General features: G+C 72.7%; 12 protein-coding genes and 1 pseudogene. 4 read left to right on the forward strand and 9 right to left on the reverse strand.

What is annotated here, in order from left to right:
* Positions 1 to 31: 31 nt before the first annotated feature.
* From ACFWBY_RS18180 to ACFWBY_RS18200, 5 genes and pseudogenes are all read right to left on the reverse strand, one after another.
* Positions 32 to 826, reverse strand: a complete 795-nt coding sequence (locus ACFWBY_RS18180) for a transcriptional regulator (protein WP_385338917.1) — start codon at positions 824 to 826, stop codon at positions 32 to 34.
* Positions 827 to 873: 47 nt separating this feature from the next.
* A complete protein-coding gene (locus tag ACFWBY_RS18185; protein ID WP_385338838.1) occupies positions 874 to 1,272 on the reverse strand; it encodes a hypothetical protein in 399 nt (132 codons plus the stop codon).
* 235 nt (positions 1,273 to 1,507) lie between these two features.
* Positions 1,508 to 1,750 (reverse strand): annotated as a pseudogene (locus tag ACFWBY_RS18190) (helix-turn-helix domain-containing protein); the annotation flags it as partial.
* A gap of 168 nt (positions 1,751 to 1,918) precedes the next feature.
* Positions 1,919 to 2,560 (reverse strand): DUF6461 domain-containing protein, encoded by a 642-nt coding sequence (locus tag ACFWBY_RS18195; protein ID WP_385338835.1) that lies wholly within the window; start codon positions 2,558 to 2,560, stop codon positions 1,919 to 1,921.
* A gap of 57 nt (positions 2,561 to 2,617) precedes the next feature.
* Positions 2,618 to 3,181 (reverse strand): TetR/AcrR family transcriptional regulator, encoded by a 564-nt coding sequence (locus ACFWBY_RS18200; protein ID WP_385338832.1) that lies wholly within the window; start codon positions 3,179 to 3,181, stop codon positions 2,618 to 2,620.
* A 202-nt stretch (positions 3,182 to 3,383) separates the two neighbouring features.
* Between ACFWBY_RS18200 and ACFWBY_RS18205 the strand changes: the two genes are divergently transcribed.
* The gene (locus tag ACFWBY_RS18205) at positions 3,384 to 4,616 is read left to right on the forward strand and encodes a helix-turn-helix domain-containing protein (protein WP_385338829.1); all 1,233 of its coding nucleotides are present in this window, start codon (positions 3,384 to 3,386) and stop codon (positions 4,614 to 4,616) included.
* On the opposite strand, the gene ACFWBY_RS18210 is transcribed toward ACFWBY_RS18205, so the two are convergent.
* From ACFWBY_RS18210 to ACFWBY_RS18220, 3 genes are all read right to left on the reverse strand, one after another.
* Positions 4,531 to 6,492 carry an APC family permease gene (locus ACFWBY_RS18210; RefSeq protein ID WP_385338826.1) on the reverse strand — a complete coding sequence of 654 codons (1,962 nt, stop codon included), beginning with the start codon at positions 6,490 to 6,492 and terminating at the stop codon, positions 4,531 to 4,533. The genes ACFWBY_RS18205 and ACFWBY_RS18210 overlap by 86 nt on opposite strands.
* Before the next feature lie 122 nt (positions 6,493 to 6,614).
* A complete protein-coding gene (locus ACFWBY_RS18215) occupies positions 6,615 to 7,070 on the reverse strand; it encodes a (2Fe-2S)-binding protein (RefSeq protein ID WP_385338823.1) in 456 nt (151 codons plus the stop codon).
* Positions 7,071 to 7,085: 15 nt separating this feature from the next.
* On the reverse strand, positions 7,086 to 9,383 hold the full coding sequence (locus ACFWBY_RS18220; RefSeq protein ID WP_385338820.1) for a molybdopterin cofactor-binding domain-containing protein: 2,298 nt from the start codon (positions 9,381 to 9,383) through the stop codon (positions 7,086 to 7,088).
* A 628-nt stretch (positions 9,384 to 10,011) separates the two neighbouring features.
* Between ACFWBY_RS18220 and ACFWBY_RS18225 the strand changes: the two genes are divergently transcribed.
* Positions 10,012 to 11,439: a PP2C family protein-serine/threonine phosphatase gene (locus ACFWBY_RS18225; RefSeq protein ID WP_385338818.1), complete on the forward strand. Its 1,428-nt coding sequence runs from the start codon at positions 10,012 to 10,014 to the stop codon at positions 11,437 to 11,439.
* A 115-nt stretch (positions 11,440 to 11,554) separates the two neighbouring features.
* Here ACFWBY_RS18225 and ACFWBY_RS18230 read toward each other — a convergent pair whose 3' ends face one another.
* Positions 11,555 to 13,036 (reverse strand): hypothetical protein, encoded by a 1,482-nt coding sequence (locus ACFWBY_RS18230; RefSeq protein ID WP_385338815.1) that lies wholly within the window; start codon positions 13,034 to 13,036, stop codon positions 11,555 to 11,557.
* A 230-nt stretch (positions 13,037 to 13,266) separates the two neighbouring features.
* Here ACFWBY_RS18230 and ACFWBY_RS18235 point away from each other — a divergent pair, with 230 nt between their 5' ends.
* Together ACFWBY_RS18235 and kstD are read left to right on the forward strand one after the other, a co-directional pair.
* Positions 13,267 to 14,391: an aminoglycoside phosphotransferase family protein gene (locus tag ACFWBY_RS18235; RefSeq protein WP_385338812.1), complete on the forward strand. Its 1,125-nt coding sequence runs from the start codon at positions 13,267 to 13,269 to the stop codon at positions 14,389 to 14,391.
* Between the two features lie 228 nt (positions 14,392 to 14,619).
* On the forward strand, positions 14,620 to 16,416 hold the full coding sequence (kstD, locus tag ACFWBY_RS18240; protein WP_385338809.1) for a 3-oxosteroid 1-dehydrogenase: 1,797 nt from the start codon (positions 14,620 to 14,622) through the stop codon (positions 16,414 to 16,416).
* The last annotated feature ends 25 nt before the right edge of the window (positions 16,417 to 16,441 follow it).

A 16,441-nucleotide genomic window follows, 5' to 3' on the forward strand; every position in this document is an offset into this window, starting at 1 on the left:
TCGCCGCGCTGGGCCGGTCGCAGCGGGAGCCTCACAGGCTTGCCTCCAGTGCGTCGCGTAGCCGGCGCAGCAACGCCACGTCCGGGGACTGGGCCTGCGTCATCCAGTCGGGCAGGGTCGTCTCGGGAGCGGCGACCGGGGCCGCCGCCGAGGCGTACGGGGTCTCGACCAGACCGGCCGCGGCCAGGCGTCGTACGTCGAGCAGGGTGTGGAAGGCCGGCCGGCCCAGCACCCAGGCCAGGTCCGCCGGTGTCCGTACGCCGTCCGCCTGGTCCAGCAGGATCCGCTGCCGGGCGGTGACGGTCTGCCCGGGGGCGGCGGCCCGGGGTACGACCGGGGCGGTGTCCAGCAGCGGGTAGGGCCAGACCGCGTCGAGCAGTTCCCGGCGGCGCCGGGTCTCCCGCTCGACGGCGGCGGCCGGGACGGAGCGGACGGAGCCGATCCAGTGGGTGGCCCCGCGGCGGAAGCGGGAGGGTCCGCTGCCCGGGGAGAGCGCGAAGAAGGCGGCGTCGAATATCGCGGCGAGATGGCAGATCTCCAGCTCGCCCCCGGCCATGCCCCCGCTGTCGACGAGGAAGCGGGCGACCTGGCGGCGGGCGCCGGCCTGGTTCACGGCGTCGGTCCAGCGCTCGTGGGTGAGTCCGCCGCCGGTGGTGAGCAGGACGTCGAGGCCGGGGGTGGCGGGGCTCTCCGCGTGCACGACGCGGCCGTCCTCCAGGAAGAGGGTGCCGCGCTCGCGGAGCAGCGCGCCGGTGGCGCGCTCGGCGGCGAGCCGGGTGAGCAGGGGCGAGACGGCGGCCGGGGCCGCAGCCTGGCCGTCGGGCAGGGCACGGGCCGCGGAGGGGGACGGGATGCCGGGCAGGGCCGTGGCACTCACTTGAGTACCAGCCCTTCGGCCAGGGCCCGTAACCGGTGCCGGGCGAGGGCGAGGTTGCCGTCGGCCCGGTCGAGCCACAGGTGCAGGAAGACGCTGCTGTCGAAGCTGGTCTCGACGAAGCGGAGCACGTGGTATCCGGTCCGGGTGGTGACGATCAGGTCCTCGACGGGCGGCCCGGCGCTCTCGCCCGAGCCCGGTTCCGCCGGGGCGAAGGACTCGTACTCGGCGGCCGCCCGGGCCAGCTCGGCGGTCTCGGCCGCGGTGGTCTCGTGGTCTCCCACCGGGGACTCCCCCACCGTGCCGAGGGCCAGTCCGCTGCTCCAGTCGACCAGCGCGGCCCCCCTCGCTCCAGGCAGGGTCATGGCTTCGAGCAGGCACTCGTCGATCCCGGGCACGCGGGCTCCCCTCCCGGCCGGCACCGTGCGTGGTGCACGGTCGTACGGCGCGACAGGAGGAACTTACTCAACTTCCACAGAGCGAAAGGGTGTTCTGGCATTTTCCGCTGGAACATGCGCGGTAGCACGTGACAGCTTGGCCGGAACCAATCGGAATTTGATCATTGCGTTGATCCATTTGCCCACATCGGCTCTGCGGGCGACGAATTCACGAGGCGAGCGGCAGCGGCATACCGTCCGCGAGTCGGAACGATCCGCCCTCCCGCTGTACGTAGCCCTCGTGGCTGAGGGTGCGGAGCAAGTGGTAGACGGTGGGCAGCGGGATGCCCGTGAGGCGCGCGAGGCGCTTGGCGGTAGCCCCGTCCTCCGCGTACATCGCTTCGACGAGGCGCAGCGCCCTCTGGACGGAACCGATGAGGGTGGGTGCGGCGGCGGCGTTGTGGTCCGAACTGTCCTTCTGGCTGCGGTCGGTGCCCATGAGTGGTCCCCCTGCTCCGGTACGAGGCCTGGCGAAAACCCATCAAAGTCGCTCACCGGCCGCAAAACCAGCGGACGCGCGTAAACCCGAGCATAAGATCAACCAATCCCGACCGTCGAGAGCGGTTTCGGCGGGAACGGTCACTGCGCGCAGGTCGTTGGCCGCGGGTCACCGTGCGCACGTCACGAAGGCCGGCAGGAGGGCCTCCTCGACGAGGCGGCGCGGGAGGGAGAGACCGAAGCGGTGCTCCAGGACGCGCAGGGTGAGGCGGTCCCGGACCGCGTGCGGTTCCCCGTCGGGGCGGGCGTGGCCGCCCTCGGGGGTGAGGACCGCGGCCTCGATGAGTTCCGGCAGGAGGAAGTCGGGCCGGTGGCCGCCTCGCCAGTACTCCTCGCCGAGGCCGAAGCAGCAGACGAGCTCGCCGTCGCGGGCGTACGCGAACTGCTTGGGCGGGCGGTCCGGCTGCGGGTCGAGGTGGACGGCCTCGGCGCCGCCGCGGGAGATCTCGGCGAGGCGCTGCGCCCCGGCCGGCACGCCGTGTTCGACGGCGAAGGACCAGCCGCCCCAGCTGCCGACCCGGGCCACCCCGTCGCCGTCCACCGTCTCGGTGACCATGCTCCACGCGTCGATCGCACCCAGCGGGCCGGGACGGACGCCGGGTATCGCGCCGAGCCGCGCGGCCAGTTCCTCGGGGCCGATGCCCCGGGCGAAGGTCAGGCTGACGTACCAAGCCTCCCGGTCCGCCAGCCATTGGATGCCGCCGTCCGCTTCGCCGCTGCCGCCGTCGCTGGTGATGTCCGCCGTCTCCACGGTGCCCTCCCGCGTTTCGTGCCGGTACCGCCGGTGCTCCCCCTCGGGGCACGATAGTCAGTCGGCGGGGTGCTCCGGGAGGAGGCGCTCGACCATCACGTCGATGAGCCCCTCCAGCGGGTAGGGGTCCAGCAGCCCCGGCGCGGTCAGGTCGTCGACGATCAGGCCCAGCATGGCGAGGTACAGCAGCACCACGCCCTGCCGGTCCCCCGGCAGTCCCGCCTCCAGGTGCCAGGCGATGTTCGCCTCCAGCTCGGCGCCCTGGAATCCGGCCAGTTCGCTTTGGAGTTCGGGCCGCCGGGTGGCTTCCAGCCTCAGTTCCAGCATCGCGGTGTGGACGCTGCGCTCGCGGCGCATGCGCTCCACGAGCCGGCCGAGGAGCACCCTGGTGTCGAGCGGTCCGGCCAGGTCCGCCGGATCGGGCGTCAGCCGCTCCCGGGTGCGGTGCAGGATCTGCACGAGCAACTGGGCGCGGTTGGAGAAGTAGTTGGAAGAGGTGCCCGTCGGGACGGCGGCCTCCGCGTCCACCGCGCGCAGGGTCAGCCCCCGGGAGCCCTCGCGGGCGAGGACTTCGATGGCGGCGTCGAGCAGCGCGGCGCGGCGCTCCGGGTTCTGGCGCATGGGCGGATCCCTGACGGTGTGGACGCGGAGCCGTGCGGCACGGCGTGAGCGGTGCGGCGGCCGCCCGTACGCCGGGCCCCGCACGCACCGCTGCTATGACCGCCGCATATGCACTGCATGTGCAGTGCTTCGGACACGCTAGCGGACCCCGCACCGTCCCGGCCCTCCCCACCGCCCCCTCCGCCGTGCCACCCTGCCCGTCATGGAGCGGATCATCGAGGAGATACGCGAGGACCTGAACCGCCGCGTCGCCGTCGCGGCGCAGCGGCTCGCCGACCGGCTGCCGACCGAGGAACCCGCCTACGCCGCCCTGCTCGGGCGGGCCGCACTGCGCGACCGGTTGCACGAAATCCTGCGCCAGGCCGTCGAGGGGGTCGCCGGCGCCTCCCGCGGCTTGCCGCCCGACCTCGCCGACGCCCGCTCCGAGGGCGCGCTCCGCGCCGGGCAGGGGTTGCCGCTCGACTCCCTGCTGCGCGTGTACCGGCTCGGCGGCCGGCTGCTGTGGCAGACCCTGACCGAGGCGGTGGCAGCCCACGACCGGGCCGCGCTGCCGCGGCTGCTGCCCGAGGCGCCCGCGCTGTGGGACGTCGTGGACCGGATGGCCGACGCCGCGGCGCAGTCCTACCGGCGGGCCGAGACGCTGCGCGAGGAGCGCGAACGGGAGCTGCGGGCCGCACACCTCGACGCCCTGCTCGACGGCGCCGGTCCTGCGGAGGCCACCGCCGAGTCGGCGCACCGGCTCGGGCTGGCGGAGCGCGGCCGGTTCGCGGTCGTGGCCCTCGGCCCCGGCGGGAACGCGGACGCGCGCCCCGCCTTCGGCGCCCCGCGCGTGCTGTGGCGGATCCGGGCCGACGGGGAGACCGGGCTCGTGGACCTCGGCCACCTTCCGCTGGAATCCGTACGGGACGCGCTCGCCCCGCTCGGGGTGCGCGCCGGGGTGAGCCCGGTGGTGGCGGCGCCGGCCGAGCTGGCGGTGGCCCGCCGCCTGGCCGTCCTCGCGCTGCGCGCCGCCCCGGCCGCGGAGGGCCCGCACACCACCCTGCTGGACGAGCGCCTGCCGGCGGCCCTGGTCGCGGCCGAGCCGGAGCTCGCGGGCCGGCTGCGCCAGGTGGTGCTGGGGCCCGTCCTGGCGCTGGCGCCGCAGGACCGCCATGTCCTGCTGACCACCCTGGGCACCTGGCTGACCTGCCAGGGCTCGACGACGTACGCGGCGCAGCGGCTCTACTGCCACCGCAACACCGTCTCGAACCGGCTGCGCCGTCTGGAGCAGCTAACCGGCCGGTCCCTGTCCGATCCGGCGCACGTGGTGGAACTGGCGCTGGCCCACACGGCGGTGACCCAGCGTTCCGCTACCCCCGCGTCCGCTCCGCCCCCGGCTCCGGCGCCTGCCGTCCGGCGGACTTCGCCGACTCCAGGAGGTACGGGACGTCGATGACCGCGACCCCGGGCGTGAACAGCAGCCGCGCCTTGAGCCGCAGCGCGTTCTGGTTGTGCAGGGGCTGCTCCCACCAGTGCCCGACGACGTACTCGGGGATCACCACCGAGAGCATGTCCGTCCCCTCGGCGGCCGCTTGCTCCTGCAGGTAGGCGAGCACCGGCCCGATGACCTCGCGGTACGGGGAGTGCAGCACTTTCAGCGCGATGCCCGGGTCGTGCTCGGCCCATGCCTGCCGCAACCGGTCCGCGTCCTGCTCGTCGGCGGCCACCGAGAGGGCCGTCAGGGTGTCGGGCCGCAGTCCCATCGCGTAGCCGAGGGCCTTGAGCGTTGGGGCCTGTACGGCGGCGACGAGGACGACGACGTGGTGGCGGGCGGGCTTGCGCGGTGTGACCCCGGGGGCGACGGCCACCTCCCGCGCCACGGTGTCGTAGTGGCGGCGCACTCCCTTCATGCCGAGGAAGAGCAGCGGCATGGCGATGACGACGAGCCAGGCGCCGTGGGTGAACTTGGTGACCAGGACGATGACCAGGACCACGGAGGTCATCACGGCGCCGACGGCGTTGATGGCGCGCCGGCGGTGGATGTGGATCCGTTCCTCCCGCGGGGTCGCGGGCGAGGCGAGTTCCTGTTTCCAGTGCCGGACCATGCCGGCCTGGGAGAGGGTGAAGGAGACGAAGACGCCGATGATGTACAGCTGGATGAGGCGGGTCAGCTGGGCGTCGAAGGCGACGATGAGGACGATGGCGGCGAGCGACAGCAGGACGACGCCGTTGGAGTAGACGAGCCGGTCGCCCCGGTTGTAGAGCTGGCGGGGCACGTACCGGTCCTTGGCGAGGATGGAGGCGAGCATCGGGAATCCGTTGAAGGCGGTGTTCGCCGCGAGGATCAGCACGCCGGCCGTGACGGCCTGGAGCACGTAGAAGAGGAAGTGCCAGTCGCCGAAGGTGGCGCGGCCGATCTGTGCGAGCGCGGTGGACATCGGGGTTCCGGGAGGCAGGCCCAGCTCGGTCGGATCCGCCGCGACGTGCACCTCGTAGTTCATGGCGAGGACGGTGATCCCGCCGAACATGGTGACGGCCAGCGCGCCCATCACCGCGAGGGTGTTCGCCGCGTTCCGGCTCTTCGGCTTCTCGAAGGCGGGCACGCCGTTGCTGATGGCCTCGACGCCGGTCAGTGCCGTACAGCCGGAGGCGAAGGCACGCAGCACGAGCAGCACCAGGGCGAGCCCGGCGTAGGTGCCGGCTTCCGTGATCGGCAGGTCGGCCGATTCGGCGCGGATCGTGTCGCCGGTCGCGAGGCGGTAGGCGGCCACCGCGAACATGAGGTAGATGACGAGCACGAAGCCGTAGGTCGGGATGGCGAAGACCCGGCCCGACTCCCGCACGCCGCGCAGGTTCATCAGGGTCAGCAGCACCACGAAAGCCACCGACATGAGGACTTCGTGGTCGTCGAGGGCGGGGATGGCGGAGGTGATGGCGGAGACGCCGGAGACGACGGAGACCGCGACCGTCATGACGTAGTCGACGAGCAGGGCGCTGGCGGCGGTGAGTGCGGCGCCCTCCCCGAGGTTCTTGGAGCTGACGACGTAGGCTCCGCCGCCGCCCGGGTAGGCGTGACAGGTCTGCCGGTAGGAGGCGACGACCACCACGAGCAGGAAGACGATGGCGGCCGCCGCGTACCAGGCGAGGTGGAGCAGCGCGACGCCGCCGAGGGCGAGGATCAGCAGGATCTCCTCGGTGGCGTAGGCCACCGAGGAGAGCGGGTCGCTGCAGAAGATCGGCAGGGCGAGCCGCTTGGGCAGCAGGGTCTCGCCCAGACGCGCCGTGTCGAGCGGTTCACCGACCAGCACGCGTTTCGCATTGATACGCCTCATTCAGGCATGATCAGACACAATCGCCCGGATCCGTCCTTCATGGGCCCTGTGTCACGGGGTGAACCCCCGCCGGCGTCCGAACCGAACACGGCTTCGACGCCGCGCCGCCGCGGTTCCCGCGCCTACATCTTGGCGGCCGCGCTGCGGATCGCCTCCCGGATGCGGAAGTAGGTGCCGCAGCGGCAGATGTTGGCGATCGCGTCGATGTCCTCGTCCGTGGGCGTGCTCGTCCGCTTGAGCAGCGCCACCGCGGCCATGATCTGGCCCGGCTGGCAGAAACCGCACTGCGAGACGTCCTGTTCGAGCCAGGCCTCCTGAACCGGGTGCAGTTCGTCGCCGTTCGCCAGGCCCTCGATCGTGGTGACCGACCTCCCCGCGCACGCGGAGACCGGCACGACGCAGGGGCGGACGTCCGCGCCGTCGAGGTGGCTGGTGCAGGCCTTGCAGACGTCCACGCCGCAGCCGTACTTGGGGCCGCGCACGCCCAGCATGTCGCGGAGCACCCACAGCAGGGGCAGATCGTCGGGCGCGTCCACGGTGACGCTCTGCCCGTTGACGGTGAAGGTGTGCGAGGGCACGGCTCGGCTCCTGGACTAGCGGGGGTAGGGGGTGAAGTCGACGTCGAAGTCGAGGGGGAAGCTGCGCGGCTTGGTGCCGGTCGCCCGTGCGTAGGCGTTGGCGATCGCGCCGACGGCGGCGGGCAGGCCCAGCTCGCCCGCGCCCCCCGGCTCCGTGCCGGTCGCCGGGAGCACGAAGACCCGTACGTCACGCGGGGTGTCGCGCTGCTGCGCCCAGTGGAACTGGCTGTAACTGCCCTCCAACGGAAGGCCCTTGTCCAGGTGCAGGCCGGCCTTCAGCGTGGTGGAGATGGCGTCGGTGAGACCGCCGATCATCTGCGCCTCCAGACCGCGCGGGTTGACGGGCAGGCCCACGTCGACGGCGATGACCGCCTTGGTGACGCGCACGTGCTCCGGATCCCTGGTGTCGATCTCCACCAGGCAGGCGGTACGGGACTTGTACTCCTCGTGGAAGGCGATGCCCTGGGCGCACCCGGCCGGCATGGCGCGGCCCCATTCCCCCTCCGTCGCCACCTTGTCGAGCACGGCACGCTGGGCGGCCGTCTTCAGGAAGGTGCGGCGGAACCGGTACGGGTCCCGCCCGGTCGCTGCGGCCAGTTCGTCGACCACGATCTCCTCGGCACCCCGGGTGTTCGCCGAGTACACCGAGCGCCAGGAACCGGTGGGCACCCCGGTCGGGACCTCGGTGAGCGTCTGCGTGGTGAGCCCGAAGTGGTACGGGGACTTGATCGTGGTGAGGAACAGCGTCTGGGCGAGGGTCGCGTTGCCGATGCCGAGCGGAAGGCTCGCGGCGGTGGCGGTGATGATCTCGCCGAGGCCGTGCCGGAAGTCGGTCTCGGCGGCGGCGACCCGGTGCTCGAAGCTGAGCACCTCGCCGAGCAGGTGCGTGGCACGGATCTTGTGGTGGGTGGCGGGGCGCATCCGGCCGTGCCGGGTGTCGTCGACGCGGGTCCACATCAGGCGGACCGGGCGGCGGCAGGCCTTGGAGATCCGGGCCGCCTCCAGGGCCGCGTCGAAGAAAAGCCTGCGGCCGAACGAGCCGCCGGCCTGGACCACGTGGACGGTGACCTTGTCGAGCGGCAGGCCGAGGTCGGCGGCGATCGTCTGGCGGGCCACGATCGGGGACTTGAGTCCGGACCAGATCTCCGCGCGGTCGTCGCGGACGTCGGCCACGGCCGAGTTGGTCTCCATCGGGGCGTGGCTGACGAAGGCGAAGTCGAACTCGGCGTCCACGTGGGCCGTGAGCAGGGGCGGCACCAGGAGCGGCGGCGTGGCGGCGCGCAGCTTCGTACGGACGGCCGCGTCCGAGAGCTGGTCCGCGGGGCCCGGGCCCCAGGTGACCTGGAGGGCGGCCTTGGCGTCGAGCGCCTGGCCGAAGGTCTCGGCGACGACGGCCACACCGGTGGCGACGGCGACCACGTGCAGGACGCCCGGCATGGCCTGGACGGCGGCGAGGTTGGACACCGCGCGGACGCTGCCGCCGAGGGTCGGCGGGCGCCGGACCACGCAGGGCTTGGCGCCGGGGACGTCGAGGTCGAGGGTGTAGCGCTGGGCGCCGGTGACCATGGCACGGGCGTCGATCCGGCTCGTCGGCCTGCCGACGAGCGCGTGCCGCGCGGCCGGTTTGGGGGTGGCGCCGAGGACGATCAGGGCGGGGTCCGCGGCGGCCGCGGCGAGCGAGCCGTAGCCGGCGGTGCGGCCGTCGGGGGCGCGGACCGCGCCGTTCGCGGTGGTGAGGGAGGAGGCCGGGAGGCTCCAGCGCCGGGCGGCGGCCGCGACGAGGCGGGCGCGGGCGGTGGCGGCGCACTGGCGGACCGGTCCGTAGAGGGAGCGGATGGAGTTGGAGGAGCCGGTGAGCTGGTTGAAGACCAGCTCGGGTCGGGCGTCGTCCAGTTCGACCCGCACGGCGGCCAGGGGCGCGTCGAGTTCCTCGGCGACGAGCATCGCCACCGCGGTGGTCAGGCCCTGGCCCACTTCTTCGCGCGGGAGCCTGAAGCGGACGGTCCCGTCGGCTTCGACGGCGAGCGCGAGCAGGGCGGAGGTGGGGGCGCCGGCCAGGATGAACAGGTCGCCGAGATCGACCAGGTCCGCTATGGCCGGCAGGGTCGGGACCACGGCGTGGGCGGGCTGCGGAACCAGGGCGTCGGCTCCGGCGCGCGTGACGAGGGCGAGGGTCGGCGCCGCGACGAGATAGGTGAGGAAGGACCGCCGGCTGCGCCCTTCGGGCCGCCCGTCCGGAGCGCTGCCGGACCCCTCCCGGGGATCCTCCGCGCGGCTGGGACCGTCGGTCGGGGCGTGGCTCTGCCCGGTCATGTCGTTGTGTCCCCGCCCTGCGCGCAGCCCGCCGAAGCGGGCCTCCCCGGCTCGTTACCGACACGTAGGGTAGCGATCACCCGGTGCGCTGGGAAGTCCCGGGCCGGGCTCTGGCAGCGGCGTGCGGGGAGTTCGGCCGGAACACGGGGGTCCTCCGTTCGGGGGGTACCGGCCCGCGCGGGTTGATTCAGGTCCCGCACCGGTTTTCGCGGGCGCGCGGGGCCGGCGCCCCTCGTACACCTCGGCCGTACGATCGACCGCCGCCCTCCGGACGGCCGGTTTCCGGCCGCGGAGGGGCGACGGGGGAAACGGGTCGGGAGTCCGGCACGGTGCCGCGCGCACCGGACTCCGGCCCACGCGGTCCGCCCGGTGCCGCTCGCCGAGCAGCGGCCCGGACACCGCAGGGGTCGACGGGGCTCGGGTCCCGATCCGCCGGCAGGACTGACCGGATTCGTTCGCACACCCCGAGGCGGCCGGGAGGCCCCAGGCATATGCCTCAAGCAAGCCCGCTACGGATGTTGCCAAACGCCTTACAGGCCGTCGCCGCCTGTGCAAGAGTCGTTACAGGCCCTTCCATCAGAACCGGTCCTCCTCGACTTGGCCGTGCCGCGCCTGTATCGGAGTTCTCATGCCGTCCCACCTGTACGCGGACCGCCCCGCGCAGCCCCCCGAGCCAGGGTCGGTGGACGCGTTGATCTCCCAGACCCGAAGGCTCCGGGGAGAAGTAGACGCCGTCCGCCGCGACACCGTCGTCGACGACGACGACGCGCAGGGCCGCTGGCAACGCGCACTGTGCGATCTCGCCGTGCACCACCTCGACGACCTCCGCGCGCACCTGGGCCAGCTCAAGGAGGGCCTGCCACCCGCCGCACCCGAGTCCGTAGCGGTGCCGCAGGCGGCTCCCGAGACCGGCGCGGAGGCCCAGCAGACCCGGGTCGGCAGCGCCGAATGGAACCTGCTGACCGACGAGGTCAGCTGGTCCGACGAGCTCTTCCAGATCTTCGGCCGCTCCCCGGAGGCCGGCGCGCTGCCCCTCGACGAACTGGGCTCCACCCTGTTCTCCGAGGACCAACCGCTGCTGACGGCGATGGTGACGGCATGTCTGGTGGACGGCAAGCCCATAGACGGCGAGTTCCGCATCGTCCGGGCCGACGGCCGGGTCCGCACCCTGCACATGAGGGGCGAGCCGGTACTCGACTCCGACGGCTGTACGGCCTCCATGTGGGCCGTGCTGCGCGACGTGAGCGAACTGCGCCGCAGCCAGCGGGCGGTGCGCGAGTCGCGTGACTCGCTGCAGCGCCGGCAGGAGATCGCGCAGACCGAACGCCGGCTGGCGGTCGAGCTGCAGGAGGCCGTGCTCCCTCCGTGGCGCGGCTCCTTGGGGTTCCCGCACGACAGCACCCGGGCCCTGGACGTCGCCGCGCACTATCTGCCTTCGGCGACCAGCGCGCTGATCGGCGGCGACTGGTACGACGCGCTCGAACTGCCCGACGGCCACTCCATGCTGACGGTCGGCGACCTGACCGGGCACGGCGTGACCGCCACCTCCGGCATGGCGATGATGCTCGGCGCCCTGCGCGGGATGGCCATGGCGGGCATCGACCCGGGCCCCCTGATGGGTTGGCTGAACCAGCTCCTGGAAACCTCCGTTCAGCCCGCCCTGGGATCGGCGGTGTGCTGCCGCTACGACCCCGCCCGCCGGGTGCTGTCCTGGGCGCAGGCCGGCCATCCCGCCCCGCTGCTGTTCCGGCGCGGTCAGGGCCGCTCGCTGCTGCCGCCCGAGGGCGTCCTGCTCGGAGCGACCTCCGGAGCCGCGTACGGGCAGGCCGAGGAGCGGCTGGAGCCCGGCGACGTGCTCGTCCTGCACACCGACGGGCTGACGCCGCGCAGCATCGAGTTCAGCAAGGCCGACGGGACCGAGCGGCTGCTGGCTCTGGCACCGCACTTCTCGGCCGCGCGGTCGGCACAGGAATGCGTGCGCATGGTCATCGGGGAGTTCGGCGAGGGCGAGCGCGAGGACGACGCCTGTGTGCTGGTGGCGAGGATCGGCTCGTAGCGACCGGGCCCACGCCACGGGGCCGTGCGCGTACGAGATGCAGGGCCGCGCCGGAGGGCGCGGCCTTCCTCGTCTGCGTGCTCGGGGTGCCACGGGCGCCCGGACCGTACCCGCTTCAGACCGTACGGGCCACAGGGCCGTCCGGCAGGGCGAGTTCGATCTCCTCGCGGAGCTCCTCGATGCCGGCGAAGCCGGAGTAGTGGCCGGTCAGTCGGTACATCTCCCGCAGCCGGTCCCACGTGCGGTGCGAGGAGGTCTCGTTCATCGAGACGAGGGCGAGGCGGGCGTAGCGGTCGGCCTGCTCCGGGTCGTCGGCGATGAAGCAGGCCGAGGCCATCGAGATGTAGTCGAAGATCTTCGAGCGCTGGTGGCCGTCCGCCCGCAGCCGCAGGGCTTCCTTGGCGTGCTTCTGGGCGATCGGCGCCGCGGAGGGGTCGTGGTCGGCGAGGGTGCGGAAGGCCAGGGCCTGCATGCCGTGCAGGTCGGCCTCGTCGAAGTGCTGCATCCAGGACGGCGGCGGCACGTCGCCCGAGGAGGACACGAAGAGGTCCTCGGCTTCGCCCAGGGTGCGTCGCATGGCCTGGCCCTTGCCCAGCGCGGCCTGCGCCCAGGCCTCGATGGTGTGCAGCATGGCGCGGGTGCGGGGCAGGGTCTGCTCGCCGGAGCCGGACTGCGCCAGCTTCATCAGGTCGAGGGCCTCGTTCGGCTTGCCCAGGTGCACCATCTGCCGGGCGGCGCGGGAGAGCGCCTCACCCGCGCGCGGCCGGTCGCCGCCCTCGCGGGCCGCGTGGGCGGCGATCACGAAGTACTTCTGGGCGGTCGGCTCCAGGCCCACGTCGTGGGACATCCAGCCCGCCAGCACCGCCAGGTTGGCCGCGACGCCCCACAACCGCCGTTGCAGGTGGTCGGGATGGTGGTAGGCGAGCATGCCGCCGACCTCGTTGAGCTGTCCGACCACGGCCTTGCGCTGGAGGCCGCCCCCTCGGGAGGCGTCCCAAGCGCGGAAGACCTCCACCGAGCGCTCCAGGGCCTCGATCTCCTGGGAGCCGATGGGCGCGGCCTCGTAGCGGTCGTAGCCCGCCGCGTCGGCCTGCATGTAGTCGTCAGGTCCCCGCGCGCCCTTCGCGCGGGCGGGGTCGGTGTGGAGCCAGTCGTACATGGCGTTGCTGAGGGCTGAGCCGGCGGTGAGCGCGGCACCCGCGCTCATCAGACCGCGACGGTTGAGCATGAGGTCCATTCCCGTGAATTCGGTGAGGACCGCGGCTGTGCGTTCGGGCGCCCAGGGCATTCCGTCGGGGTTCTCCTTCTCCCCGTCCGGCTGCCGTTTGGTGGTGCGCCGTTGCCGTACGAACCCGAGGTCCTCGATGGTCACGACACGACCGAGCCGCTCGGTGAACAGGGCTGCCAGTACCGTGGGAACCGGTTCGCGCGGGGTCTCCCCCATGTCGATCCAGCGCCGCACCCGCGAGGTGTCGGTCGCCAGCTGGTGGTGGCCCATGGAAGCCGCCTGCCGGTTGACCATCCTCGCCAGTTCACCCTTCGACCAGCCGGCCAGGCCGAACAGGTCGTTCAGACGGGTGTTTGGTCCTTTGCTCACGTCAAGCCCCCAGGTTCTCGGCTGAGTTGACAGTAACCCCCCGTCAGATGCCGAGCGACTATTCGCCAGGGTTCGCCAGGGCACGCAATGTGGTCCGCCACCCACGGCCGGGTGTCAGGTAGGAATGCGCCTCCCCGACCCGGTCACCGGCGGAACTCCCCAGGGTGATGCACGGGATCCGGCGGGGCGGCGTACGCAACTCGTCGGCGCACGAAGGGATCCGTAACGCCATGTACGCAGCAACGACCTCCGTGTCCGCACCCGTCCGGCCGCACCGCACGCTCCCCGCGGGGGGCAGTCCCTACCTCGAGCCCGGCCGCCCCGCGGCGACGACACAGGGCGTCGTACGGGCTCGGCGCATGCCGGGTACCGGATCGCAGCCGCTCAGTGGAAGAATCGACCTCTCGGGCCCGCAGGGAGCCCAGTTGCGCACCGCGCTCGCGGCGGTCCAGCGGATCTGTCCGGAGTTCGCTCCGGTGCAGGTGCTGCGGCGCAGTGGCCGGTCGGTCCTGCTGGTGGGGACCACCGGGCGGATGACGGCCGTCGCGAAGGTCTTACTGGATCACTCGCCGGAATGGCGCGAGCGGTACCGGCACGAAATAGCGACGTACCGGACCTTCGTCCGGCACCGCCCGCAGGTCCGGGTGCCGCGGCTGATCGCCGCCGACCCGGAGAACTGCGTGCTGGTCGTCGAGCGGATGGCGGGCCGGGTCGCGGCGCTGCAGCGGCATCCGGTGGAGTCCCCGCCCAGGGCCGACCTGCGGGCAGCACTGGGGGCGGTGCGCCAGGTGAACGGCTGGCAGCCCGCCGAGGAGCTCTTCGGGCGGCCGTTGAACTACGGCCGGCGCATCGCCAGGGACTACGAACTGGGCCTGCTGACCGACCGGGACCTCGGTGACCTGCAGAAGCTGCTGCACGGGGTGAAACTGTCCGGTACCCCCTGGCAGTTCAACCACGGCGACGCGCTCCTGTCGAACCTGTTGCTGTCCCCGGCGGGGCCGGTGCTCCTCGACTGGGAGCACGCGGGCTGGTACCTCCCGGGCTACGACCTGGCCACGCTGTGGACGGTACTGGGCGACGCCCCGGCCGCCCGGGCCCAGATCAGCCGCATGGCCCAGGCGGCCGGGCCGGCCGCCCGGGACGCGTTCCTGGTCAACCTGATGCTGGTGCTGACCCGGGAGATCCGGATGTCCGAGACGGCGGTCCAGCGCTCGATGCTGGCGGCCGGCCCGGCCGCCTCCCTCCCGGCGGGCGCGCAGTCCTCGGGTGAGGAGCAGCGCCTGCTGCTGCGGCGCCTGCACGACGACGCGGGCATGGCCCGCAGGGCCCTCCGCGCGGCGGTGGGCACCCGCTGATTCCCCGCTGATCCGCGAACGACCCCCGGCCTGGCTCTTCCGATTTCGGGAAGGGCCGGGCCGGGCTTTTTTGTGGCCGCGTGCCGCGATCGTCGTCCTACCGGGCAGCACGGTGCGGGGCGACCGTCCCGTATGCCTTGACTTCACATGATCCCCCGAAGACCTTTTCTGACTCAGCATCAGAATGCTGGATCCACCGCTCACTCCCTTCTTCGCTGGAGCCTGCCCATGACCGCGAGAACCGCCTCCGCCGCGCGCTCCGAACCGAGTTCCGCCCTCCCCTCCCGCCGGACGGTCCTCGCCGGCACCGGCGCCGGGGTGCTCGCCGCCACCGTGCTGCCGTCCACCGCCGCGCACGCCGCCGACGGACCCGCGCTCGGCGAGTACGACGTCGTCGTGGTCGGTTCCGGGGCGTCCGGCATGACCGCCGCGCTCACCGCCGCCAAGCGGGGACTGAGCGTGCTCGTCGTCGAGAAGGCCCCGACGTTCGGCGGTTCGGCCGCCCGTTCGGGCGCGGGCATCTGGCTGCCGAACAACTCCGTGATCCTGGGCGCGGGTGTCCCGGACACTCCGCAGAAGGCGGCGACCTACCTGGCGGCCGTCGTCGGCAACGGCTCCTCGGCCGAGCGGCAGGCCGCCTTCCTCGCCAACGGGCCGCGCATGCTGGACTTCGTGATGGCCAACAGCCCGCTGCGCTTCCGCTTCATGGACGGATACAGCGACTACTACCCGAATCTGCCCGGCGGGCTCCCGAACGGCCGCTCCATCGAGCCCGACCAGATCGACGGAAACATCCTCGGCGCCGAACTGGCCCGGCTGAACCCGGCGTACATGCCCGTGCCGGCCGGCATGGTGGTGTTCAGCCAGGACTACAAGTGGCTCAACCTCGCCGCCGTCAACGCCAAGGGTCTCGCCGTGTCCACCGAATGCCTGGCGCGCGGCACGGCGGCCGCGCTGTGCGGGCAGAAGCCGCTGACCATGGGCCAGGCCCTCGCGGCCGGCCTGCGGGCAGGGCTGATGCGGGCCGGTGTCCCGGTCTGGCTGAACAGTCCCCTCGTCGACCTGGTCCAGGAGGGCGGCGCGGTCACCGGCGTGGTCGTGGACAAGGAGGGCGTACGGGGCTTCGTGCGCGCCCGCAAGGGGGTCGTCATCGGCTCGGGCGGCTTCGAGCACAACGCGCAGATGCGGGCCCAGTACCAGCAGCAGCCGATCGGCACCCAGTGGTCGGTGGGGGCGAAGGAGAACACGGGCGACGGCATCCGCGCGGGCCAACGGGCGGGCGCCGCACTCTCGTTGATGGAGGACGCCTGGTGGGGTCCGTCGATCCCGCTGCCGGGCGAGCCGTACTTCTGTCTGGCCGAACGGACCTTGCCCGGCGGCCTGATGGTCAACGGGAACGGTGCCCGCTTCGTCAACGAGGCGGCTCCGTACAGCGATGTGGTGCACGTGATGTACGACAAGGACCGGGCCGCGACCGGGTCGCACATCCCGGCGTGGCTGATCGTCGACCAGAACTACCGCAGCAAGTACCTGTTCAAGGACATCCTGCCGACGATCGTCTTTCCCGACTCCTGGTACCAGGCGGGCGCGGCGAAGAAGGCGTGGACCTGGGACGCCCTGGCGAACCAGATCGGGGTACCGGCGGGCGCCCTGCGCTCCACCCTCAACCGGTTCAACGCGCAGGCGTGGAACGGCTCCGACCCCGACTTCCACCGGGGTGACACGGCGTACGACCACTACTACACGGACCCCGGAGTCCACCCGAACTCGTGCCTGGCCCCGGTCTGGGCGCCACCGTTCTACGCCTTCAAGATCGTGCCGGGCGACCTGGGCACGAAGGGCGGCATCGTCACGGACGCGCGGGCCCGCGCCCTTCGGGAGGACGGATCGGTGATCCGGGGCCTGTGGGCGGCGGGCAACGCGAGCGCGGCCGTGATGGGGCGCAGCTACGCGGGGGCCGGATCGACGATCGGCCCCGCGATGACGTTCGGCTACGTGGCTGCGAACGACATCGCGGACGCGTGACGGCGGCCGGGCCGCCCACGGGTTA

This window comes from Streptomyces sp. NPDC060049 (assembly GCF_042736715.1).
GTDB lineage: Bacteria > Actinomycetota > Actinomycetes > Streptomycetales > Streptomycetaceae > Streptomyces.